Consider the following 22,640-nt stretch of genomic DNA (forward strand, 5'->3'; position numbering starts at 1 on the left):
TCATTGGACTCTAGCGCGGCGCGGGCTTGGTCCCCTCACGACCCTCGCCGTGACCGCCGTCTCCGCCGCCCTTGCCGCGACGGAGGATCTGGGCGAAGGCGGCGCGTTCGGCCGGCTCCAGCGTGCCGAGGATGGTCAATGTGTCGGCTTCCAGACGCCGGCGACCGCGAATCTCGGCCGCGCGGGACTGGTCCAGCAGTCGTTCCACGAGCACCGGATCATAGGGCTCGGCGGCGGCGGCGGCGATCGCCTGCCGACGCGCCGCGCGGGCCTGCTGGAAGTCGGGCCGGGCGGCGAGGCCGGCGTCCCGCAACGCCTGACGCACACGGCCGCGAACCTCGGGATCGAGCGCAGCGACCAGCTCGCGCGGCGAGGCGCGATACTCGTCCCCCGCCTTGCCGTCCATACGGCGTTCGATTCGATCCTGTCCCGTCAGGGCCGTGTAGGCGGCGGTCGCGGCAAACAGGTTCACCGCGACCGAGGCGGCCAGGGCGACGCCGAGAACGATGGCGAGGGTGCGCATGTTCATCCCAGCACCTCGGTCTCGTCGAAGCTCAACATGGCCTGGTCGAGCACGGCGTCGGCCTGGCTCTGCGCCGCCAGATGGCCGCCCAGATTGGCGCCGTAGACCACGCCTGCGCAGGCCGCGGCGGCCCAGCTCGCCCCCCCGATCCAAAGCAGCTTGCGTAGCGAAGGCCAACCGGCGCGCGCCTTCAGGTTCGCCGCTACGGCCGAGGCAAGGACACGATCCCGCAGATCCATGGACACGGCCGGATTGGGGGATGCGAAAAGGGCGGCGTCGGTCTGGCGCGCGTCGAACAGCGCACGTCCGGCCTCGAGCGGATGGGTTTCGATCCATGCGCGCGCGGCGTCGCGCACGCTCTCGGGCCAGCGACGGACATCGCCCCCATAGGCTGCGGCCAGTTCGCCGATGCGCGTCTCGTCCATGCCCTCGCGGGTCATCGTAGTGCTCCTTCGACCGCCGGCTCCGCGCCGGGGGCCAGATGCGCCAGCGTCTGCCTCAGGGTCCTGCGACCCCGCGACAGCAGGCTTTCCAGCGCCTCGATACTGACCGACATCAGGCCGGCGGCCTCGATATTGGTCAGTTCCTGATAATGACACAGCACAATGGCCTCGCGCTGGCGCTGCGGCAGGGCGATCAGGGCCCGATCCACCTGCGCGCCCAGCTGGGCCGTCATGATCCCGCGATCCGGGGCTGGCCCCTCGTCGGGCCGATCCGGAGAAATCCCGGTCGGAACCTCGCGTCGCCGACGCAGCCGATCGTAGCAGAGGTTAAGCGCCACCCGGTGCAGCCAGGTGTCGAACTTCGCCTTGCCCGGCGTCCAGCGCGGCGCCTGTTTCCAGGCTCTAAGCAGGGCTTCCTGCGCCACGTCCTCGGCCTCGGCAGGGTCGCCCAGAATCCGCTGCGCCAAGGCCAGCATGCGCGGGAGTTTCCGCGCCACCATGGCCTGAATGGCCGCCGGGTCGCCCTGACCCACGCGGCGCACCAGTTCCTCGTCGGGGTCGGCGACAGAGGCCAAACGGTCCCTTTCCGGGCGAGCAGACAGGCGGGCGAAGGGGCGGGACGGCCAGGGAAGTGCGACCGTCCCCACCCTCTTACTCCGAAGCGGGCGCCGAAGGCGACGCCCGGCGCGCGGCGCGACGCTCGTGGCGCTGCTCGCGCATGGCCTGGCGGGCCGCCGTGCGTTCCTCGGCCGTGATGAAGCCGTCATGGTTGGCGTCGACCCGGTCGAACCGGGCCGTCAGACGGGTCTGGACATCGGCGATGGCCAAGGGACCGCGCGCCTCGGAGCCACTACCCCGTGCGCCGCCGTGCCCCCGACCGCCGCGATGGCCGCGCATGCCGTGACGGGCCCCACCCTCTGCGCGGTCGCCGCGCATCTGGCGGGCAGCGGTGAACTCCTCGCGGCTGACGGCGCCATTGCCGTCCGTGTCGAGCGTCTCGAAGCGGGCGGAGACGCGCTGGTTTCGGCGCGTGTCCATGCCCGACCGGCGCTCCTCGGCGCTGATCGAACCGTCGCGGTTGGCGTCGATGGCGGTCAGGCCGGCGATCCGGCCGTCGACGAACTCGGCACGGCTGATCCGGCCGTCGCCGTCGGCGTCGCCACCGGCGCCCCGCGTCTGCGCCTGCTGGGCCATAGCAGCGCCGGCAGTCAGGACGGCCAGAGCGGCGGCGCCGGCGGCCAGGGTGGATTTCCTCATCTGTTCGTCTCCGAAAAGGACGGCCGCGCAAGCGTCCGCAAGACCCCCGTTTGAAACTGTAACGGGCCAGTCCGGACTATCCGTCGCTCCGGGAGGGCAGCACCGTCTCGAACGCCCCCCGCGCGGCCTTGCGCACGCGCTCCAGCCGGAGGCGCAGGGCCGGGAAGTCCGCCTCCCCCGCCGCCTCGGCGAGGCGGGTCCGGAAGGTTTCCGACTCGGCCTCCGGATCGCCCTTGTCGTCAAAGGCGCAGGCGAGGAGCTGCGCAAGAGCCTGGTGCAGGACCCAGGCGTCCTTCAGCGGCGGATCCCTTTCCAGCTGATCCAGGATCGAGACGCTCAGACGTCCACCCTCGGCGGCCGTCTGCAACTGGCGGAACTGGCCAACGAACTCGGCGTCGACCAGCCCGCCGGGCACCAGCTTCAGGTCCCAGAAGCCCCTGGCCGGCCGCTCCCGGTCCATCAGGTCGCGCATGGCCCGCACGTCGCCGGCCGTGTCCACTCCGGGTCGCGGACGGCACAGCGCCGCCTCGATGGCCGCCGTCACCTCGGCGCCGAACCCCGGCTCGCTGGCCCAGGCGACGCGAGCCCGGGTCAGGGCCATGAATTCCCAGGTCGCAGCCTCGTCTGAATAATAGGTCTGGAACCCCGACAGCGGCACCGCCACGGGCCCCTTCGACCCTGAGGGCCTGAGCCGCATATCGACCTCGTAGAGCCCCCCCTCGGCCGTATGCGCCGACAGGGCCGAGATCAGTCTCTGGGTGAAGCGGACGTAGAAGACGTCAGGCGACCAACCCTTGGTGGCGGACACGGCGTCCGACGGCGCGCCGTATACGGTCATCAGGTCGAGGTCCGATCCCGCGGTCATCTCCCCGGACCCGGCCTTGCCCAGGGCGATGACAGCCACCGCGCCCGGCATCGCTCCGCCCAGCCGCTCGGTTTCCGTCAGGGCCGCCGATGACAGGGTGCGCATCACTGCGTCGGCGAGGTTGGTGAATCCCATGCCCGCCGCTTGCGGCCCCACCCGACCACTGAGGGTCTGCATGCCGATGCGGAAGGCCTGTTCGCGATGCAGGCGACGCACGGCGTTCATCGCCCCTTCGAAATCCCCGGCGGCGGTCGCCTCCTCCGCCATCTGATCGAAGAGGCCGGTGTTGACGCCGAGTTCGGTGTCGAACCGTGCGTCGAGCATCGAGTCCAGCGCCGCCGGATAGCGGCCGAGGGTCCGCGCCAGTCGAGGGGCGAAGGCCATGACGCCGACGATCCGCTTGAACAACTCGGGCTGGTTCAGGAACAGGGCCTGGACCTGAACCCCCGCCGACAAGCCCGCGAAGAAGACCGAGAACCGCTTGAAGGCGGCATCGGCCGCGCCGGTGCGGGCGAGGGCGGTCAGCAGGCGGGGGGCCAGTCGGGTGAACAGCTCGCGTCCCCGCACCGAACGCGTCGCCGGGATGCGGCCGTGGTGCCAGGAGCGGATGGTATCGGCGACCGCACCCGGATCGGAAAAGCCCATCCGTTCCAGGGTCGCCAGGGTCTCCGGGTCGTTGTCGACGCCGGTGAAGACGAGACTGCCGAACAGTGACGACAGCTCTTCCTCGCCCTCGAACAGGGCGCCGTAGCGACGGTTCACGCCGATCAGCACGGCCTCGACCCCGGCATCGAACGCAGCCAGGTCGCCCTGCCCCGCCAGGGCCGCGACGGCCGCGCGGCGCGCCGGATCGGCAGGCAGGATATGGGTCTGCTCGTCTTCGAGCATCTGCACCCGATGCTCGAGGCCCCGCAGTTCGACATAGGCCCCGGTCATCTCGGCGGCGACCTCGGCGGGCAGGTGCCCTTTCGCGACCAGGGCGGCGAGCGCATCGACCGTCCGTGAACTGCGCAGCGACGAATCGCGGCCGCCGAGGATTAGCTGCTGGGTCTGGGCGTAGAACTCGATCTCGCGAATGCCGCCGCGCCCCAGCTTCAGATTGGCGCCCGCCGCCTCCATCGCCTCGCCGGTCTTGTGGACGTGGATCTGGCGTTTGATCGACTGGATGTCGAGCACGGCCTGATAGTCGAGGCTGCGACGCCAGACGAAGGGGACCAGCGCCTTGAGGAACTCGGTCGCCGCACCGAAATCGCCGCAGATGGCGCGGGCCTTGATGAAGGCCGCCCGCTCCCAATTCTGACCGACGCTCTCGTAGTAATCCAGCGCCATGGGCACGGTGACGACCGGCGGGGTCGAGGAGGGATCTGGACGCAGCCGCAGATCGACGCGGAAGACATAGCCGTCGGCGGTGCGCTCGGACAGCAGGGACGCCACCCCCTGCGCCACCCGGTTCATCAGGCCTTGCGCCTCTGTGCCCTCGGCCAGCACCGGGGCCAGACGTTCGGGATCGAAGAACAGGCTGAGGTCGATGTCGGAGGAATAGTTCAGCTCGAACGCGCCGTGCTTGCCCATGGCGAGGCCGAACAGGCCGGGAATGGGGCCGCGTGTGTCGTCGGCTGCGGTCAGGAGCTTGCCGCGTCGACGCAGATCCTCGGCCACGCCGGACAGGGCCGCCCGCGAGGCGACATCGGCGAACTTGCTCAGCGCGCCGGTGACCTGATCCAGATCCCAGACCCCGCCGAGATCGGCCAGGGCCGTCAGAAGATGCAGTTCCGCCTTCAACCCCCGCAACGGCGAGCGCATGTCGTCCGCTCCGCCGGTCAAGGCGATGGTGCGCGCGGCGATATCGTCAAGCCGAACCTCGGGCGCATCGGTCAGGATCGCGTGCAGCATCTCCGGCCACCGTCGCGCCAGACCGAACAGATAGGGCGAGGCGGCGAACACGGGCTGTAACGCCGGCCAGACAGTGTCCAGCAGCGTGCCCCAGCCGCCCTCCGCCGCGCTGCCGGACAACCGTTCGTGGGCACGGGCGGCCGCCTCCGCATCGGCCACCGGCCCGCAGGCCGCCAGTCGTTCGCCAAGGGGAGCCGAACTCATTCCTCGCTCGCGGGCGGCAGGACCAAGGCGACGCGCAGGCCCGGCCCGGACTCGCCATAGGCGCCGGGGCCCTCATCCAGCTGGATGCGGCCCATGTGCGCCTCCATGACTGCGCCCACCAGAGACAGGCCCAGGCCGGAGCCCGCCTCGGTGCGACTGTTGTCGAGGCGGACGAACCGCTCGATGACCCGGCCGCGATCCTCTTCCGGCACCCCCGGCCCGGTGTCGGTGACCGAGAATTCAATCTCGCCCGAGGACCGCCGGCGCGCGCGCAGCATGACCGCCCCGCCGACAGGCGTGTATTTGATGGCGTTGTCAATGACATTGGCCAGGGCCTGGGCCAGGAACGGCCGGGCGCCCTCGATCATCAGGCCGCGCTCGATCTCGGCCGAGAAGTCGAGCCCCTTGTCCTCGGCCGCCGGCTCGTACAGCTCGGCCATGTCGGCGGCCAGTTCGGCGGCGTCGAACACCGCAGCATCGGGTACGCGCCCGGCCGCGGCCTGAAGTCGGGCGATGGCGAGCACGGTGTTGAAGGTCTTGAGCAGGGTGTCGGCCTCGTCCAGCGCGACCTGAAGCGCGTCGACGCCGTCGACCCGCCCGCTCTCGGCGTCGATCAGGGCGACCTCCAGCCTGGCTCGCATGCGCGTCAGCGGCGACCTCAAATCGTGGGCGATGGCGTCGCCGGCGTGACGGATCGAGGCCATGGAGGCCTCCAGCCGGTCCAGCATTCCGTTCAGCCCCTGGCCCAGCTCGTCCAGTTCGTCGCCGGACCCCCGCACCGCCACCCGCGCTTTCAGGTCGCCGTCCTGCACGGAGCCGACGACGGCGTTCAGCCGACCCATGGAGCGTTCCAGATTGCGGCTGATCAGCAGACCTCCGCCGAGGCCGAGCAGCAGGACCATACCCATGGCCATCCACAGCGCCTGGGTCAGCCGGCCCAGATAGGCCTCGGTATCGCCCAGGGATTCCCCGACGATCAGCCCCTCGCCGCCCGCCAGCCGCACCTGGACGGCCCTCACCTGGGGCCGGATCACCCGACCGTCCGGATCGGTGTCGGTGATGGTGAAGGTGGTCCATTCCTCCGCACCCGGAGCCGCGTCGAACGGTGACACGTTGAGACTGCCGGTGCCGCGGGTCCCGTCCTTGTCGATCAGCTGGTAGACATAGGCGCTACGAGTCAGAGTCCTGTCGATCAGCGCGACATTCAGCGCATCGAGACCGCGGCTGTCATAGACGCCACGCAGGGTCTGCAACTCGCCCCGCACGTCGGCCTCTGCCCGCGCCTGGGCCTCCGAAGCCGAGGCGACATAGACATAGGCCAGGATGGCGCTGGCCGCCGCCGCGAACAGCGCGAGGAACAGCAGCGTCAGCCGGAAGGGCGTGCGGCGGAAGAGGGAGGGGAGACGCATCAGGGAACTATTCTCCCTCCCCCTGCGGGGGAGGGTGGTCGGAGCGAAGCGGAGACCGGGTGGGGGCGGCAAGGCAGGCCGCACGCACCTCGTCGATCACATCGTTGAGCCGATCTCGCACCATCAGATTATCGTAGCGCAAAGTCAGCAGGCCTTCTCTGGCGAAAACAGCGTCTCGAACACGATCCTGACGCTGACGATCCTCGTTGTGATGTGAGCTCCCATCCACCTCGACGATCACCCCCCGCGCCCAGCAAAAGAAATCGAGATAGTAGCCCCGCATCGGACACTGCCGTCGAAAATGCAGACCTTCGGCTCGAAGCGAACGAAGGGCGACCCACAGACGAGCTTCCGCCGGTGTCAGGGCCTTCCGCATCTCGCGCGCCCGAGCGATGATCGCCATGTCGCCTGGCCCTCCCCACCCGGCCGCTTCGCGGCCACCCTCCCCCGAGGGGGAGGGAGAAAGCATTTCGGCTTAAGCCTCCAGCCGATACCCCGCCCCGCGCACCGTCTGCAGCATCGGCTTGTCGAAGCCCTTGTCGATCTTGGAGCGCAGGCGGCTGATGTGGACGTCGATGACATTGGTCTGGGGGTCGAAATGGTATTCCCACACCTTCTCCAGCAGCATGGTGCGGGTCACCGACTGGCCGGCGTGGCGCATCAGGAACTCCAGCAGCTGGAACTCGCGCGGCTGCAGGTCGATCTCCGAGGCCCCGCGATGCACGGTGCGGGCGATCAGGTTCATCTCCAGGTCGCCGACCTTGAGGACGGTCTGGACCCCGCCGGTCTCGCGCCGGCGCGACAGGGCCTCGACCCGGGCGATCAGTTCGGCGAAGGCGTAGGGCTTGACCAGATAGTCGTCGCCGCCGGCCTTCAGGCCCATGACGCGATCCTCGACCTCGCCCATGGCGGACAGGAACAGGACCGGCGTCTGGTCGCCGTCCTTGCGCAAAGTCTCGACCATGCCGATGCCGTCCAGGCGGGGCATCATCCGGTCGACCACATAGACGTCGTAGTCGCCCTTCTGCGCCTCCAGCAGCCCATAGGCGCCGTCGATGGCGTGACTGGCCACGTGACCCGCCTCGGCCAGACCGCGCACCATCGCCTGGGCCGCCTCGGCGTCGTCCTCGACCACAAGAATTTTCACAGGCCAGCCCCTCCGGAATCACAATCGCCGCCGACGGTAACCCATCGGCGGCGACTTAGGGAGTTAAGGCTTGTTCAGGCTGCGGACTACTCTGCGGCGGCGGCGGGCGTCGTCAGCGGCAGAACGACCGGGCGGTTGCCGTTCGACGTGCGGACCAGCAACACGATGCCCTCGCGACCCGCTTCCCTGACGCGCGCGATGGCGGCACGCAGATCGGCGGCGGTCCGAACCGGCCGCTGGTCCGCCAGAACGATGACCATGCCCGGCTCGAAGCCCATCCGACCCGCACGTGACGTCGGAGCGGCGGCGGTGATCACCAGACCGTTCAGCGTATCAGGCAGGCTGAAGCGGCTGCGCAGGGCCTCGCTTACCGGCGTGACGGTCATGCCTTCGACCACCTCGCCAGCGCTCGGGGCGGGGCGATCGGGGGCGCTTTCGGGCTCGCCCGAGTTCGCACCATTCTGTGCCGCCTGGATATCGGCCGGGCGCGTCCCTGAGCGGACGTTGATAACCTGATTCCGGCCCTCGCGAATGATCTCCAGGCGCAGGTTGTCGCCCGGAGCGGCCTGACCGACCGCACGGGTCAGCTCGGTCGATGAGGTGATCTTGCGCCCGTTAAGCGAGGTGACGATGTCGCCGATCTGCAGGCCGGCGCGATCGGCCGGGGCTCCGGCGGTGACGTCGACGATGTAGGCCGCCTCGAAATCGGCGGGGAATCCGTAGGCGGTGCGCTCATCATCAGTGATGGTGCTGATCGTAGCGCCCAGATAGCCCCGCTCGATGGCGCGACCGCTCATCAGACGATCCGTGACCGTCTTGGCGATGGAGGCCGGGATGGCGAAGCCGATGCCGACCGAGCCGCCCGTCGGAGAGAAGATCGCCGAGTTCACGCCGATCACCCGTCCATAGATGTCGAAGGTCGGGCCGCCCGAGTTGCCGCGGTTGATGGCGGCGTCGATCTGCAGATAGTCGGTGTAGGGCGTCGAACTGTCGCCGATCTCGCGGGCGCGGGCCGAGACGATGCCGGCCGTGGCCGTTCCGCCCAGGCTGAAGGGGTTGCCGACGGCAAGCACCCAGTCGCCGACGCGCGGCTCCGCGGCCTCCTCGAAGCTGACGAAGTTGAAGCCCGAGCCCTCGACCTTGACCACCGCCAGGTCGGTGTCGGCGTCGCGACCGACCAGCCGGGCAGGCAGTTCACGGCCGTCGGACATCCGCACCGTGATCTTCGTCGCATTGGCCACGACGTGGTTGTTGGTGACAATGAAACCGTCGCCCGAGATAAAGAAGCCGGAGCCGGCGCCCTGGGCGGTGGGCGCTTCCTCCTCCTCGCCGGGCTCCTGGGTCTCCGGTGCCTGGAAGCCGAAGCCGGGCAGGCCGGGAATGGGGATCATTCCGCCGCGCGGGCGTTCGATCGGGGTCTCGACGTCGATCTGGACCACGGCGGGCGCCACCTGGTCGAAGATGTCGGCGAAGCTCAGCGGGGCGCCCTGGGGCGGGGCGAAGGCGAGGCCCGAGGCTCCCGCGGAGGGGATCAGTCGGCCGCTCGCCTCTGCGGCATTGGCGCCCGGCCAGTCGATCACGCCTCCGGCAGTCGCGGCGGCGGCGAACACGAGGCCGACGGCGGCCCCCAGGATGAATTCCTTACGCTTCATCATCGGTGTGTTTTCGATCCTTCAATGGGCCCGGCCAGAAGACTGACAGGCGCCCGTTTCGCCTTGTGATATAGGGCTATGGCGACTTTCGCCAACCATTGCGCCATGACCCTTGGTCCGCCTCAACGCCCGTCGTGAGGCGCGGATGCGTCAGGATCGGGGCGAACCGTTTCCCTTTGGAGAAGATCGGCCAGCCGACGTTCCTCATCGGGCGAAAGCAGCGCGGTTTCGACGGCCTTGCGACGCGCGAAAACGAACAGGGCGAGACCGCCGATCAGCGCCAGCAGGGCGGGTCCGAACCACAGCAGCCAGGTCCCGGTCCGCACCGGCGGGGTGAACAGGACATAGTCGCCGTAGCGGCGCACGAGATCGTCCCTGACCGCCTGGTCCGTGGCGCCCGTGGCGATCTGCTCACGGATCAGACGGCGCATGTCACCGGCGATCCCGGCCGGGCTGTCGGCGATGGATTCGTGCTGGCAGACGACGCAGCGCACGACCTCGAAAATCGCCTGGGCGCGGGCTTCCTGACCCGGCGAGGCCAGCGGCCGGTCCGGCGGGGCGGCGGGTTCCTGGGCGAGGGCGGGGCCGGACAGGGTCAGGGCTGCCAGCAATATGACCAATACAAATCCGAGCATCCCCGCGAAGGCGGGGATCCAGTGCTTTGGGCGATCAGCGGCGCCGAGCGCGCGTTGCCCGTGAACCGAGACGCCGCAGTCTTGGCTAAAACCTGGGTCCCCGCCTTCGAGGGGATGCACGGAAGAATGGGAGCTCATGCAGCCACCCGCCTGCGCCCGCCCACCGCCAGCCTCAGCCGTCGATCGAACAGCGACAGCACCCCTCCCAGCGCCATGACGAACGGCCCGAGGAAAATCAGCCGCGCCCACGGGTTGTAGTAGACCCGAACGGTCCAGGCCTGGGCCGCCTCAGGGGTGCTACGTCGCTCGCCCATGACGACATAGACGTCGTCCAGGCCCCGGAAATCGAGCCCGACCTCGGTCGTCGTCTGCCCCCCGGCGGGGAAGAAACGGCGCTCTGCCGTGACGGTGCTCGGGACGGCGCGGCCATCGGTCGAGGCCACCGTCAGCGTGCCGCGTTCGGCCAGATAGTTGGGGCCCTCGACGATCTCGACCTTGTCGAGCGTCACCACCCAGCGTCCCGCATGGACCTCCCCGCCGATGGGCAGGGGGGCGGCGGCCTCGACCTTGAAGCCGGTCTCGACCACGGCGCCGAGCACGAACAGGCCCAGACCGGCATGAGCGAGCGTCATGCCCCAGGCGCCGAGCGGCAGGCCCCTGGCCCGACGGCCGACCTCCGCCAGCGGAGCCCGGAACAGGCGCACCCGTTCGACCACCTCGGCCAGCGCCCCGAGGATCAGCCAGGCCCCGACGGCCAGACCCGCGGCCGCGAAGGCCTTCCTCGGCTCGAACGCCAGCCAGCCAACGAAGCCGCAGGCGATAGCAAGCGCCGCGGCGAGAGCCAGTCTCTGCATTGCCCCCTTCAGGTCGCCGCGCTTCCAGGCCAGAAGCGGCCCGGCCGGCAGGATCAGGAAGGCCACGGCCATCAACGGCGTGAAGGTCAGGGCGAAATAGGGCGGGCCGACCGAGATGGTGGCGCCCGTCGCCGCCTCCAGGATCAGCGGATAGAGGGTGCCCAGCAGGACCGTCACGGCGGCGACCGTCAGGAACAGGTTGTTCAGCACCAGGGCGCCCTCGCGGCTGACCGGGGCGAACAGCCCGCCGCCCTTCAGCTGGGGCGCGCGCCAGGCGAACAGGGCGAAGGCCGACCCGGCTGTGAAGCCCAGGATGCCCAGCAGCATCAGCCCCCGCTCCGGATCGACCGCGAAGGCGTGCACGGAGGTCAGGACGCCCGATCGCACGAGGAAGGCGCCCAGCATGGAGAAGGTGAAGGCCAGAAGCGCCAGGAACACGGTCCAGCCCGCCAGCGCCCCGCGCCGCTCGGTCACCACCGCACTATGAAGAAGCGCCGTGCCCGCCAGCCACGGCATGAAGCTGGCGTTCTCGACCGGGTCCCAGAACCACCAGCCGCCCCAGCCGAGCTCATAGTAGGCCCAGAAGGCGCCCAGGGTGATCCCGGCCGTCAGGAAGACCCAGCTCGCCAGGGCCCAGGGCCGCACCCAGCGTCCCCATGCGGGCCAGAAGCCGGAAAAGGCCTTGCCCTCGATCAGGGCGGCGACGGCCAGGGAGAAGGTCACCGAGAAACCGACATAGCCCGCGTAGAGCAGGGGCGGATGGATGGCGAGCGCCGGATCCTGCAGCAGAGGATTCAGCGACATGCCCTGGAACGGCGCCGGGTCGATCCGCGCGAACGGGTTGGAGGTGAAAACCGCAAAGGCCAGGAACAGGGCTCCCAGCCCGCCCTGCACCCCGACCGCCGAGGTCTTCAGCCCGAACGGAAGCCCCCTGGCACGCGTCAGGGCCGCGCCGAACCCGGTCATGACCAGGCACCACAGGACCAGCGACCCCTCGTGGCTGCCCCAGGCGGCGGCCACCTTGTAGAGCATCGGCTTGTCGGTGTGGCTGTTGCTGGCGACGTTGGCGACGGAGAAGTCCGACGTCGCAAAGGCGAAGATCAGGGCTCCGAACGCCAGGGCCGTGGCCAGGGCTGCGCCCATCGCCGCGCCTTCTGCTCCGCCGGCCAGCAGGGGACTGCGACGCCAACGGCCGGTCGCCGCCAGACCGGTCTGCAGCACCGACAGCATCAGGGCGAGGATCAGCGCGAAGCCGCCGAATTCGACGATCACAGGGCTTGGCTCTGCACAGGCCGTGCCGTCGATGCGCCGCCCTCAGGCCGCCATTCGCCCTTTTCCTTCAGCCGGTCGGCAACCTCGCGCGGCATGTAGTTCTCGTCGTGCTTCGCCAGAACGGTATCGGCGTGGAACACGCGGTCGGGGCCGAACCGGCCTTGCGCAACGATCCCCTGCCCCTCGCGGAACAGGTCCGGCAGGTCGCCCTCAAAGATCACCTGGCTGGTCGCGGCATTGTCGGTGACGGAGAAGGCGACGATCGTACCGTGTTGCTCGACGCTGCCGGCCTCGACCAGTCCCCCAAGGCGGATGACCCGACCGGCCGGCGCGGCGTCCGCCGTCGCCTCCGACGGCGAGAAGAAATAGGTCACGCTGTCCTGCATGGCCCAAAGCGACAGGCCGACGGCGAGCGCCAACACCGGTGCGGCGGCGGCCACGACCCACAGGCGACGACGCGCTTTCGGTGATTTGGGAAGCCAGCTCATGGGCGGACGACGGGTTCCGGAAACGGAGAGGTTGCGCCGTATAGCGCCTGTACAGTCGGGCTCCAACGGGTCATGCGGCCGCGTCCAGGCGACTGACCAGATCGGTCCGGCGCGGATCGGCCGGATCCAGCACGGCGATCAGGGGCGCCCAGACCTCCCGCGCCTTCGCCACATCGCCCCGGGCTAGAGCCGCTTCACCGACGAAATAGCGCGCGCCCAACTGGTCCGGGTCGAGGGAAAGCGCGCGGGTGAAGGCCGCCTCGGCGTCCACACCGACCTCCCCGTCCTGCGCCCGCACCAGACTTTCGCCCAGACGGGACCAGCTGGTGGCGTCGTTCGCATCCAGCGCCAGAGCCCGACGGAAGGCCGAGGACGCGCCGATGGGATCACCGGCCTCGAACCGGGCCGCGCCCAGCATGATCAGGGCGGTGCGGTTGTCCGGCTCGCGTTCGACCGCCCGGCCGAGCACGGCGGCGATCCGGGGCGCGTCGAGGGTCTCCGGGCTGGAGGCCCATTCGTCGATCCGGCGCTCATAGGGCTGGTCCGGCAGTCCCGGGTCGCCGAAGACGAGATACAGGCCCAGAGTCGCCGCGACCGCCCCGACCAGCCCGACCAGAACGATCGTCCGGTCCCGCCCGCCAACGCGAGGCGCGGCGCCCGGCGACGCGCTCGTCAGCAGCCGTCGTCCCGCCTCGGCCCGTGCGGCGGCCCAGGCGTCCTCGTCCAGCACACCTCGCGATTTGAGGCGATCCAGCTCGGCCAGCTCGGCCGCGCCGGTGTCAGACAGGGGCGGCTCATGGTCCGCGCGGCGCCGGGCCACGCTCAACACCAGCAGCCCGGCCAGCGCCGTGGCGAGTCCGGCCAGGGTCCAGAAAACGATCATCCGCCCTGATTAGCGGATCAGGCGGCCCGGGGCGAGCGCTCCTGCGTCGCAGCGGACGACGGGCGGGCGCCGGCGGCGGCGGCACGGCGGCGGGCGGTGCGGGCCGCGTCGGTCGCCTCGATCAGCAACAGGCATTTGGCCAGGGTCTCGACCAGGGCGAGCGACTTCCGCTGATCCGGCGCATCGCCGGCGTTCACCGCCTCGACGACCTGATCGACATAGACGGTGACCCGCTCGGTCACCGACTGCACCAGCTGATAGCGCAAGGATTCGCAGCCGAAGACCTGGGCCGCCGTGCGGATAGCGCCCAGCAGGGTCAGCAGGACGATCGCGGCCTGAACGGCCTCCAGCGGCGGCGCCTCGGCCTCCAGATCGGGTGCCTGACGGGTCATGCGGCCCGTGGTCTTGACCGCCTTGGACGGCATCAGCCGGTCCAGCGCCTTGTCCAGAGATCGGAGCGACTTGGACAGGGCGCCGTTGATCCGGTCACGGGCCTCCCGCGCCTGCTTGCCCCAGTCCCCCTCGGGATCCAGTTTCAGCGTGGCGTCCAGCTCGCCCAGGGTCTCGGCGCACCAGGCGATGTCGGTGCGCACCCCGGGGCCGGGGTCTGCCTTGGCGCCCGGCTTGTAGGAGGCGATGCGGGTGATGCGAGCCTCGACCTCGGCGATCAGGCGATTGACGAAACCGGCCATTTCCGATTCCGAAAGGAAGCCTTCCTTGGCCGCCGCATGAGACGAATGCACCACCAGCCGCAGGATCAGGGAGGCGTCGCCCAGGTGGGCGAACATGATCTCCAGCATGCGCGGCCCGCCATCGACGGTGATCTCGGCGCAGTCCCGGATCAACAGCCGCAGCTCCGCCAGTTGGTCGCCCGTCGGTCTCAGGATCAGGTCGGGCAGGTTCAGCAGGCCGCGCCGGGCCATGGCCGCCAGGTCAAAGCACAGGGCCAGTTCGTCCAGCCCCTTGATGCGGGCCGCATCGTCGCTGCCGTTCGACGGCCAGACGACCTCCGGCTTGTCGCGCACGGCGGCAGCGGCGGCCACGCAGATGCGGTCGGCGACCGCGCACATCTTCGGATTTTCCTCGATCGGACGATAGTCGTCGAGCGCCAGCAGCAGCTCTGGCTCCACGCTCGAGGCCGCCTTCCACAGGCGAGGCAGCACGCCGGCCGGGAAGGTCAGAGATTCGACACCGTCGGGGCGCCGCTGAAACATCGGCAACAGGGGGGCGAAGGCGATGGCGCGGCGGCGGCGGTCGATGCTTTCGTCAGCCAGCATGATGCTGAGCGCGGCGGCACGCTCTCCGGGCATCTGGGCGACGGCGCCCGAAAGGATCGTCAACACGCGGTCGGGCACACGCTCCAGCATCTGGGCGAGCACTGCACGCTGCGCGACCGAAAGCTCGGCCATGCCACACTCCGTCAACCGCGAAACGGCGGCCAGGAAACACGGTGAAGGCGCGAGGTTAAGATTCCGGAAGCGGAGATTCCGGCCCCGCAGTCTCAGGACTCGGCTGCGGGCAGTTCAAGCACGGCCTTGAGCCCGCCCAGATCGCTGGCCGCCAGCGTCAGCCGGCCGCCATAGGCGCGGGTAAGGTCGTCGACGATGGCCAGTCCCAGACCCGACCCCGGCGCATCCTCGTCCAGACGGGCGCCCCGCTTCAGCATGCCGTCGCGCTGATCGGCCGGGACACCCGGTCCATCGTCCTCGACCACGGCGATCATCTGGCCCAGGCCGCTGGCGCCGGCGGAGACCCGCACCCGGCGCGTCGACCATTTGCAGGCATTCTCCATCAGATTGCCGAGGATCTCCTGCAGGTCCTGACGCTCACCGAGGAAGGCCAGGTCGTCGGGTGCGCGCCAGTCGATCTCCACGTCCTTCGACTGGAACACCCGCTCCAGCATGACCGCCAGTTCGTCGATCACCTCGCCCACCGGCGTCTTTTCGCCCAGGCCGTGGGCGGCGCGGGCGGCGGCGCGGGCGCGGCGCAGGTGGTGGTCGACCTGGCCCTTCATCACCTCGGACTGACGCCGGACTATATCGGCCAATGGCCCTGCGTCGGTCCCGGCCTCGGCCAGCATGACCGATAGCGGCGTCTTCAGCGCATGGGCCAGGTTGCCGACGTGGGTGCGCTGGCGCTCGACGACTTCCTGATTGTGGTCCAGCAGGCGGTTGACCTGTTCGGCCAGGGGCTGGATCTCGGTCGGATAGTCCTTCTCGATCCGGGCGGCCTTGCCCTTGCGTACATTGGCGATCTCGACGCGCAGATCGAACAGCGGCCTCAGCCCGATCTGGACCTGCAGGAAGACGGCGATGACCAGGCCGATCCCCAGGATCAGCAGCGCAGTCCAGGTGAAGGTCGCGAACTGGCGGGTATCGACATCGATCTCGGACCGGTCGAGACCCGCCATGAAAACGAACGGCCGTCCGTTCAGCGACTTCATGCTGGACGCGATCTGCAATGGCTGGGTCCCGTCCGCCAGGATGCCGGGATCGTTGTAGCTGAGGGTCGCCCCCATCGCCGCCCGCAGCCGCTCGGGCAATTCCGGATCGACGTACAGGCTCTCACCCGCCAGGGACGGAGACTTCGCCAGCACGGCGAAGCCGCCCTCGGCGTCCACCTCTCCGACCATCCAGTATTTTCCGGACAGGCCGCGCAGCGTCGGGGCGTCCTTGATTTCGGCGACTCTCAGGCCGTCGGGCGTCATGACGCTGGCGATGACCACGTCGTCGATCACGGCGCTCAGCTGATTGTCCAGACGGCGAAGGGCGCTCTCGCGATACTGGCTGGTCAGCATCCAGCCGGTTAACATCAGGGCGACGATGATCCAGGCCGAGGCGAGCCAGATCAGACGGCGCGTGAGGCTGCGGCCCGGCCGGCCGAACCAGCGTCCCCAGGACGGTTTTGGAACCGCCGGCGTCTCTGTCACGCCGCCTCGGACTCCCCGGCGAGCGGCGTCAGGCGATAGCCGAGGCCGCGCACGGTCTCGATCCGGTCCGCCCCGACCTTCTTGCGCAGCCGGCCGATGAAGACCTCTATGGTGTTGGAATCCCGGTCAAAGTCCTGGTCGTAAAGGTGCTCCACCAGTTCGGTGCGGCTGATCACCCGACCCTGGTGCATCATCATGTAGTGAAGCAGCCGGTACTCAAGCGACGTCAGCCGCAAGGGCTCGCCGTTGACTGTCGCACGCGCCGCGCGCGGATCCAGCCGCAGCCCGCCGCAGGCCAGGGTCGCCGAGGCGATTCCTGCAGACCGCCGCAGCAGGGCCCTCAGGCGCGCCAGCAGTTCCTCGGTATGGAAGGGCTTGGTCAGATAGTCGTCGGCCCCGGCGTCGAAGCCCGCAACCTTGTCCGACCAGGCGCCGCGCGCGGTCAGGATCAGGACCGGCGTCGCCTTGCCGTCGCGACGCCAGCGTTCCAGCACCGACACGCCGTCGATCTTCGGCAGGCCCAGGTCCAGTACCACCACGTCATAGGGTTCAGTGTCGCCCAGGAAATGGGCTTCCTCGCCGTCGGCGGCGTGATCGACCGCATAGCCGGCGTCGCCCAGCGCCTGCTTCAGCTGGCGCGACAGGTCGGCGTCGTCTTCGACCAGGAGAACTCGCATCGTGTTGGTCCCTCGTGTCCGTCAGCCGCGCGAGTCGACTGAGATGTCGATGATCTGACCGTCGCGCTCGAAGCGGAAGACGTAGCTGTTGCCGCGCAGGCCCAGCGAGCCGACGAAGCGGGCGCCTCTGGCGCGCGACTGGGCAATCCCCTGGGCCTCCGCCTCGCTGATGCGACGCGGCTCACGCTGGAACTCCTGCCCGCTCCTGTCCCCACCGCGATCGCGATCGCCACGGTTGCCACGGTCCTGCGCGTTCGCGGCGCTCAGCGGCGCTGCGGCGATCAGGACGGACAGAAGGAGGACGGACAGGCGGGTCATGGGGCGTCTTATGAGGCCGGCGCTCTGAACGGCGGCTGAACACGAAGCTTAGGGACGTTTAACTTCCGGGGAAACGGGCCTCTCGCAGGGGATGAACGGAACCTGACCCGGTCCGTTCAGGATCGGCTCAGTGGCGATCAGCTTTCATCAGGTCAACGCAGCCGATCGCGGTTGTGGCGATCTGAGATGGAGAGATCCGATGATGAAGAAGATGCTTGTTCCCGCCCTCGTCCTCGCCGCGGTCTCGGCCGCCGCCCTGCCGGCTGCGGCCCAGAACTACAATCGTCCCGGCCAGCACCAGAACGACAATCGCGGCGCCTACGGCGGCTGGCAGTCGATCAACGTGCGTCAGGCCAATCTGGACCGCCGCATCGATCAGGGCGTCCGCAACGGCCAGTTGAGCCGCCGCGAGGCGACCCGCGTCCGCAGCGAGTTCAACGCCCTGCTGCGCCTGGAGGCCAATTACCGTCGCGGCGGCCTGACGGCCTGGGAACGGACCGACCTTGATCGTCGTTTTGACCGTCTGTCGGCCTCGATCCGCGAGCAACGCCGCGACCGCGACAATCGTCGCCACTAACGGTTCGTGAGCTTCGGGCGGCTGTGCCGAAGACACGGTCGCTCGCAAGGCGGGGGGCGTGGTCCGAAAGGGTCGCGCCCCCTTTCCGTACGTGGATCAGAATCGCAACACCGACCCCATGACGGTCACGGCATGCCCGCGGATCAGCACCCGGTCGCCCGCAAGCTCGGTCTCGAACCGCGCGCCCCGCCCGGGATAGGCCTGTTCGAAGGTGACGTTGCTCCGATCGAGCTTCATCGCGAACAGGGGCGCCAGGCCGCACCGGGCAGAGCCGGTCGCCGGATCCTCGTCGATTCCGCAGCCGGGTCCGAAAAACCGATCCACGACATCGACCCCGTCATCCGACAGGGCCGCAGCGATCACCTGTCCCCGCTCCATCGCCCCGTCGCCGAACGTCAGCAGGGCCGGAATGTCCGGGGTCAGGCCGCGCACCGTCGCCGCATCCGCCATGACCGCGATCAGGTATCGACTGGCCCAGACCTCGACCGGCGCGGCGCCGAGGGCCTTGGCCAGCCCCACCGGCGTCTCTACCCGGGTCAGCGGATCAGCCGGAAAGTTCATTTCGTAACCCTCGCCGAACCGCCCCACAGTCAGCGGGCCCGACGCGGTGTCGAAGGTCAGTTGACGCGCCTCCACACCCAGCTCGCGCCACAGCACATGCGCCGCCGCCAGGGTGGCGTGACCGCACAGGGACACCTCCACTGTCGGAGTGAACCAGCGCAGGTCGAAACGCGCCCGATCGGCCGTGCTGCGCAGAAAGGCGGTCTCCGAGTGATTGTTCTCCGCCGCCAGCGACTGCATCCACCCGGTGTCAGGCCAGGTGTCCAGCGGCTGAAGCACGGCGGCAGGGTTGCCCATGAACGGGCGTTCGGCGAAGGCGTCGACGGTCCACTGGCGCATACCGCCGGGCTTAAGCTAGGACGCGAGGTGAGACCAGACGGACCCGCCCATGACCGCCGCCCTGACCACTGATTTCAACGAGGCCCGCCTGCGCACGGCCTGGCGTTGGATCGCCGAGGAAAGCTACTGGGGCGCCCGCATTCCGTGGACCACGTTCGAGCGGGCCTGTCGGTTCGCTCTGCTTTGGTCTGGTCGAGGACGGAGACCTGCTCGCCTTCGCCCGCGTCATCACGGATCAGGCCACCTTCGCCTGGCTGTGCGACGTATTCGTCGACGAGCGGGCGCGCGGCCGGGGTCTGGGCAAGCAGCTGATGCAGGAGATTCTCGGCGATTCCCGACTGCAGGATCTGCGTCGCTGGGGCCTCGCCACCGCTGACGCCCACGGCCTCTATTCGCAATACGGCTTCGAAGCCGCGGACCCTCTGCGGCATATGGAGCGCGTCGACCGGGATATCTATCCGGTGTTGTCGCCGGCGACCTGAAGCTCGGGCCAGCGCGAGCGGGCGCTGGCGACGACCTTGCCCCAACCCCGGGCCAGCGGCCGGTTCGGATTGGGCCGGATGACCATGTCGAACACGTCCTGAAGCCCGAACGGCGCGGCGACGCTGATCGTATCGTCGTCCTCCAGCCGCACCCCGATCCCGAAGGCCGGCGCCACGAACCGCTCCAGGGCCGCGTCGGTATTCGGCAGCGGCTCATAGTCCTCGCCGAACCGGTCATGGAACCACAGATGCACCCGCGCCTGGTTCCGCACCTCGACATCACTGCGGAAGGGCTCGTCGAAGGCCGCCGCGACCCGCTTTATGACCCCGTCCTCCGCGTCCCACGATGTGTTTGGATCGAAATAGCCGAGGTCGAAATCCTTGCGGCCATACCCCACGGGCCGGCCCGTCAGTGCGTTCCACACCGACTGATAGACCGCGCCGGAAAAGACACGCCAGTCAGGCAGGTCCAGCCCGCGCACAGTCGTCAGCACATGCATCAGGTCGGCGTCCGCCCGGACGATCTCGACCAGCCGCGTCTCAAGATCGCTCATCGCGCGTCCCTCAGGGGCCAGCCATGATCCAGCGGGCCGTGGCCATGGCCCAGGCCGGGGGCGCGCCGGATCGCCTCGGAGACATAGGCCCAGGCCTCGGCCACCGCGACCTCCAGCGGCCGGCCCTGAGCCAGACCCGCCGCGATCGCGCTGGCCAGGCTGCAGCCGGTGCCGTGGGTCGAGGTCGTTTCGAGGCGGGGCCCCTCCAGCAGGGTCTCACCCGATGGCGTGACCAGCAGATCGACGACGGTCTCCCCCGGCACATGGCCCCCCTTCATCAGCACCGCCCGGGCTCCGAGCTCCAGCAGCGCCGCCCCTGCCCGACGCTGCCCCTCCAGGTCCTCAACCGCGATCCCGGTCAGGGCCTCGGCCTCCGGCGCATTGGGGGTCAGCAGGGTCGCGCGCGGGATCATCAGGCTTCGCACCGCCTGCACCGCGTCGTTGTCCAGCAGGGCCGCGCCGCCCTTGGCCACCATGACCGGATCGACCACGACCGGCGCACGCGACGTATCGAGAATGGCTGCGACCCGCTCGACCACCGCCACCGAGCCCAGCATGCCGGTCTTGATCGCGTCGGCCCCGATGTCGTCCAGCACCGCCCGCGCCTGCGCTTCGATCAGATCCAGCGGCAAGGGGTGCACGCCGTGTACGCCGAGCGTGTTCTGCACCGTGATTGCGGTGATCGATGTCGCCGCATAGCCGCCCATGGCGGTCACGGCCTTGATGTCGGCCTGAATTCCCGCCCCGCCGCCGGAATCCGAACCTGCGATGATCAGGACGCGGCCGAGGAAGGAAGATGATTGTGACATGGCGGCTGGATGCGTCACCGGCGCGGAATCGGCAAGGCCCGCCCTCTACCAGGCGGCGGCCGCCACCGCTGCCTGAACCGCCAGGGCCTGCACCGTTTCACGCACATCGTGGACTCGGATCACCGACGCACCGCGACGGGCGCCTTCCAGCGCGAGGGCGATCGAGCCGCCCAGCCGGTCGCCCGCCTCCGTCGCCGACGGGTCGATGTTCCGGATCATGCGCTTGCGACTGGCCCCCAGCAGCACCGGGAACCCCAGCTCCGCCAGCGTTCCCAATCCGGCGATCAGCGCCAGATTGTGCTCGATCGTCTTGCCGAAGCCGATGCCGGGATCGAGCGTGATCTTCTCGCGCCCCACCCCCGCCGCCATCGCCGCCTCGGCCCGGCCGGCCAGATAGTCGCGCACCTCGGCGACTACGTCGGCATAGCGCGGCTCGACCTGCATGCTGCGCGGTTCGCCCAGCATGTGCATCAGGACGACGTCGCAGCCCAGTTCCGCCGCGACCTCCGGCGCATCAGGGGAATACGTCAGCGCCGTCACGTCGTTCCAGATCGTCGCCCCCGCCGCGACCGCCGCCCGGGCCGCCTCGGGCTTCATCGTGTCGATCGAGATCGGCCCGTGCCAGCGCGCGTGCACCGCCGCGATCACCGGCGCCGTCCGCGCGATCTCCTCGTGCACAGCGACCGGTTCGGCCCCCGGCCGCGTGGATTCTCCGCCGATGTCGAGGATGTCCGCCCCGTCGCCGATCAGCCGCATCGCCTGGGCCAGGCCGCCTTCGACCGAGGCGTGCAGGCCCCCGTCGGAGAAACTGTCCGGAGTGACGTTCAGGATGCCCATGACACGGGGCCGGATCGAACTCATGCGCTGTTCCCGGCCCTTTTCTGCGGTGCCATCAGTCCCTCTTTCCGATCAGTCCGCCCAGGGCTTCAAGATAGGCGGCGAAAGCCTTTCGGCCAGAGGGGGTCAGGGTGACGCGGGTCAAGGGCTTGTTGTTCTGGAAGCTCTTGTCAATCGCGACATAGCCGGCCTCATCCAGCTTCTTCAGATGGACCGACAGATTGCCCTGGGTCGCCTCCAGCACCGTCTTCAGCTCGGTGAAGTCGGCGGTCTCTACGTCGGCCAGATAGACCATGATCCCCAGCCGCATGCGGCCGTGGATGACCTCGTCGATCCGGCCAAGATCGGTCAGGGCCATGGAGTCAGGCGGCCTTGCTCTGGGCTTCCCGCATCATGATCCAGCCCGGCAGGGCGAACAGCAGGAACAGGGCGGCTGTGCAGACATAGAGATACTGGTCCGGCTGGCGCACCAGCAGCCCCAGCGCCACCGCCGTCAGCCAACCGCCCGCCGCCGTCGCCAGCATCCACGCCTTCTTCTTCAGCACCCAGGCGACCGACCACGCCGCAGCCTGCAGCCCGAACACCACGGCCGGATAGTAGAGCCAGAGGGCGAAGTCGTTGTCCCGCCACGCCCCGACGCCGAAGATGATGATCATGGCCAGATTGACCATGCCCGCGCTGGAGAAGCCCGCGTTCAGCGTCCGCGTCGCGAGCGGCCCGCGATTGCCGCCGCCCTTGCGCATGTCACGGATCGAGGCCCAGGCGATCGTGGCGCAGACCGCGATGGTGATGCCGATAACGAAGGCCAGGTTGGCCAGGTCCGGCCAGCGGATCACGCCGAAGATCTGGCCGATGTGGAACAGACACTGGATCCCGTAGAGCAAGCCCCCTGCCAGATAGCAGATGGCCATGGTGATCGACGGCTTGCCGCCGCCCTCGACGATCGAGCGCAGGAAGGCGAGGTCGGCCTCGGCGGACGGCTTCGTGGAGCTGGCGGGCTTGGAGGGCATGGGCGATTCTCATCTGCGACCG

25 protein-coding genes are annotated in these 22,640 nt (G+C 69.2%); 2 read left to right on the forward strand and 23 right to left on the reverse strand.

What is annotated here, in order from left to right:
- Positions 1 to 10: 10 nt before the first annotated feature.
- From ACP7AU_RS03035 to ACP7AU_RS03115, 17 genes are all read right to left on the reverse strand, one after another.
- Positions 11 to 529, reverse strand: a complete 519-nt coding sequence (locus tag ACP7AU_RS03035; RefSeq protein ID WP_426037187.1) for a periplasmic heavy metal sensor — start codon at positions 527 to 529, stop codon at positions 11 to 13.
- Positions 526 to 963: a hypothetical protein gene (locus ACP7AU_RS03040; RefSeq protein ID WP_426037185.1), complete on the reverse strand. Its 438-nt coding sequence runs from the start codon at positions 961 to 963 to the stop codon at positions 526 to 528. Before ACP7AU_RS03040 ends, ACP7AU_RS03035 begins: the two co-directional genes overlap by 4 nt.
- Positions 960 to 1,541 carry an RNA polymerase sigma factor gene (locus tag ACP7AU_RS03045; protein WP_426050494.1) on the reverse strand — a complete coding sequence of 194 codons (582 nt, stop codon included), beginning with the start codon at positions 1,539 to 1,541 and terminating at the stop codon, positions 960 to 962. The genes ACP7AU_RS03040 and ACP7AU_RS03045 overlap by 4 nt, the downstream gene beginning before the upstream one ends.
- Positions 1,542 to 1,617: 76 nt before the next feature.
- Positions 1,618 to 2,223 (reverse strand): EF-hand domain-containing protein, encoded by a 606-nt coding sequence (locus ACP7AU_RS03050; protein WP_426050495.1) that lies wholly within the window; start codon positions 2,221 to 2,223, stop codon positions 1,618 to 1,620.
- Between the two features lie 76 nt (positions 2,224 to 2,299).
- On the reverse strand, positions 2,300 to 5,185 hold the full coding sequence (locus tag ACP7AU_RS03055; RefSeq protein WP_426050496.1) for a bifunctional [glutamine synthetase] adenylyltransferase/[glutamine synthetase]-adenylyl-L-tyrosine phosphorylase: 2,886 nt from the start codon (positions 5,183 to 5,185) through the stop codon (positions 2,300 to 2,302).
- Positions 5,182 to 6,594, reverse strand: a complete 1,413-nt coding sequence (locus ACP7AU_RS03060; protein ID WP_426050497.1) for a sensor histidine kinase — start codon at positions 6,592 to 6,594, stop codon at positions 5,182 to 5,184. The genes ACP7AU_RS03055 and ACP7AU_RS03060 overlap by 4 nt, the downstream gene beginning before the upstream one ends.
- Before the next feature lie 7 nt (positions 6,595 to 6,601).
- A complete protein-coding gene (locus tag ACP7AU_RS03065) occupies positions 6,602 to 6,997 on the reverse strand; it encodes an endonuclease domain-containing protein (protein WP_426037175.1) in 396 nt (131 codons plus the stop codon).
- Positions 6,998 to 7,069: 72 nt separating this feature from the next.
- The gene (locus ACP7AU_RS03070; RefSeq protein ID WP_426037173.1) at positions 7,070 to 7,741 is read right to left on the reverse strand and encodes a response regulator transcription factor; all 672 of its coding nucleotides are present in this window, start codon (positions 7,739 to 7,741) and stop codon (positions 7,070 to 7,072) included.
- A gap of 86 nt (positions 7,742 to 7,827) precedes the next feature.
- The gene (locus ACP7AU_RS03075; RefSeq protein ID WP_426037171.1) at positions 7,828 to 9,396 is read right to left on the reverse strand and encodes a trypsin-like peptidase domain-containing protein; all 1,569 of its coding nucleotides are present in this window, start codon (positions 9,394 to 9,396) and stop codon (positions 7,828 to 7,830) included.
- Between the two features lie 119 nt (positions 9,397 to 9,515).
- Positions 9,516 to 10,013 carry a cytochrome c-type biogenesis protein gene (locus ACP7AU_RS03080; protein WP_426050498.1) on the reverse strand — a complete coding sequence of 166 codons (498 nt, stop codon included), beginning with the start codon at positions 10,011 to 10,013 and terminating at the stop codon, positions 9,516 to 9,518.
- 149 nt (positions 10,014 to 10,162) lie between these two features.
- A complete protein-coding gene (locus ACP7AU_RS03085; RefSeq protein WP_426037167.1) occupies positions 10,163 to 12,154 on the reverse strand; it encodes a heme lyase CcmF/NrfE family subunit in 1,992 nt (663 codons plus the stop codon).
- On the reverse strand, positions 12,151 to 12,642 hold the full coding sequence (ccmE, locus tag ACP7AU_RS03090; RefSeq protein WP_426037165.1) for a cytochrome c maturation protein CcmE: 492 nt from the start codon (positions 12,640 to 12,642) through the stop codon (positions 12,151 to 12,153). Before ccmE ends, ACP7AU_RS03085 begins: the two co-directional genes overlap by 4 nt.
- Positions 12,643 to 12,712: 70 nt before the next feature.
- On the reverse strand, positions 12,713 to 13,525 hold the full coding sequence (gene ccmI / locus ACP7AU_RS03095; RefSeq protein ID WP_426050499.1) for a c-type cytochrome biogenesis protein CcmI: 813 nt from the start codon (positions 13,523 to 13,525) through the stop codon (positions 12,713 to 12,715).
- Positions 13,526 to 13,542: 17 nt separating this feature from the next.
- On the reverse strand, positions 13,543 to 14,934 hold the full coding sequence (locus tag ACP7AU_RS03100; protein WP_426037161.1) for a hypothetical protein: 1,392 nt from the start codon (positions 14,932 to 14,934) through the stop codon (positions 13,543 to 13,545).
- Positions 14,935 to 15,026: 92 nt separating this feature from the next.
- Complete coding sequence (locus tag ACP7AU_RS03105) at positions 15,027 to 16,454, reverse strand: sensor histidine kinase (RefSeq protein WP_426037159.1); 1,428 nt, start codon at positions 16,452 to 16,454, stop codon at positions 15,027 to 15,029.
- Positions 16,451 to 17,131 carry a response regulator transcription factor gene (locus ACP7AU_RS03110; protein WP_426037157.1) on the reverse strand — a complete coding sequence of 227 codons (681 nt, stop codon included), beginning with the start codon at positions 17,129 to 17,131 and terminating at the stop codon, positions 16,451 to 16,453. Before ACP7AU_RS03110 ends, ACP7AU_RS03105 begins: the two co-directional genes overlap by 4 nt.
- A gap of 21 nt (positions 17,132 to 17,152) precedes the next feature.
- Positions 17,153 to 17,449, reverse strand: a complete 297-nt coding sequence (locus ACP7AU_RS03115; protein ID WP_426037155.1) for a hypothetical protein — start codon at positions 17,447 to 17,449, stop codon at positions 17,153 to 17,155.
- Between the two features lie 199 nt (positions 17,450 to 17,648).
- Between ACP7AU_RS03115 and ACP7AU_RS03120 the strand changes: the two genes are divergently transcribed.
- On the forward strand, positions 17,649 to 18,026 hold the full coding sequence (locus tag ACP7AU_RS03120) for a hypothetical protein (protein WP_426037153.1): 378 nt from the start codon (positions 17,649 to 17,651) through the stop codon (positions 18,024 to 18,026).
- Positions 18,027 to 18,122: 96 nt separating this feature from the next.
- On the opposite strand, the gene ACP7AU_RS03125 is transcribed toward ACP7AU_RS03120, so the two are convergent.
- Entirely contained in the window at positions 18,123 to 18,926 is an 804-nt protein-coding gene (locus ACP7AU_RS03125; RefSeq protein WP_426037151.1) for a PhzF family phenazine biosynthesis protein, read from the reverse strand.
- A 188-nt stretch (positions 18,927 to 19,114) separates the two neighbouring features.
- On the opposite strand from ACP7AU_RS03125, the gene ACP7AU_RS03130 reads away from it, so the two are divergent.
- On the forward strand, positions 19,115 to 19,408 hold the full coding sequence (locus tag ACP7AU_RS03130) for a GNAT family N-acetyltransferase (RefSeq protein ID WP_426050552.1): 294 nt from the start codon (positions 19,115 to 19,117) through the stop codon (positions 19,406 to 19,408).
- Here the strand turns inward: ACP7AU_RS03130 and ACP7AU_RS03135 are convergent.
- From ACP7AU_RS03135 to ACP7AU_RS03155, 5 genes are read right to left on the reverse strand one after another with little or no spacing between them, the layout of a single operon-like run.
- Positions 19,381 to 19,962, reverse strand: coding sequence for a nucleotidyltransferase family protein (locus tag ACP7AU_RS03135; RefSeq protein ID WP_426050500.1), 582 nt, complete (start codon positions 19,960 to 19,962; stop codon positions 19,381 to 19,383). The two genes, ACP7AU_RS03130 and ACP7AU_RS03135, sit on opposite strands and share 28 nt — an antisense overlap.
- Complete coding sequence (gene thiD / locus ACP7AU_RS03140) at positions 19,959 to 20,771, reverse strand: bifunctional hydroxymethylpyrimidine kinase/phosphomethylpyrimidine kinase (protein WP_426050501.1); 813 nt, start codon at positions 20,769 to 20,771, stop codon at positions 19,959 to 19,961. The genes ACP7AU_RS03135 and thiD overlap by 4 nt, the downstream gene beginning before the upstream one ends.
- A 45-nt stretch (positions 20,772 to 20,816) precedes the next feature.
- Complete coding sequence (folP, locus tag ACP7AU_RS03145) at positions 20,817 to 21,632, reverse strand: dihydropteroate synthase (RefSeq protein ID WP_426037143.1); 816 nt, start codon at positions 21,630 to 21,632, stop codon at positions 20,817 to 20,819.
- A gap of 31 nt (positions 21,633 to 21,663) precedes the next feature.
- Positions 21,664 to 21,966, reverse strand: a complete 303-nt coding sequence (locus ACP7AU_RS03150; protein WP_303694190.1) for a winged helix-turn-helix domain-containing protein — start codon at positions 21,964 to 21,966, stop codon at positions 21,664 to 21,666.
- 4 nt (positions 21,967 to 21,970) lie between these two features.
- The gene (locus ACP7AU_RS03155; protein WP_426037141.1) at positions 21,971 to 22,618 is read right to left on the reverse strand and encodes a hypothetical protein; all 648 of its coding nucleotides are present in this window, start codon (positions 22,616 to 22,618) and stop codon (positions 21,971 to 21,973) included.
- Positions 22,619 to 22,640 lie beyond the last annotated feature (22 nt).

The organism is Brevundimonas sp. SL161 (genome assembly GCF_049896985.1).
Lineage (GTDB): Bacteria > Pseudomonadota > Alphaproteobacteria > Caulobacterales > Caulobacteraceae > Brevundimonas.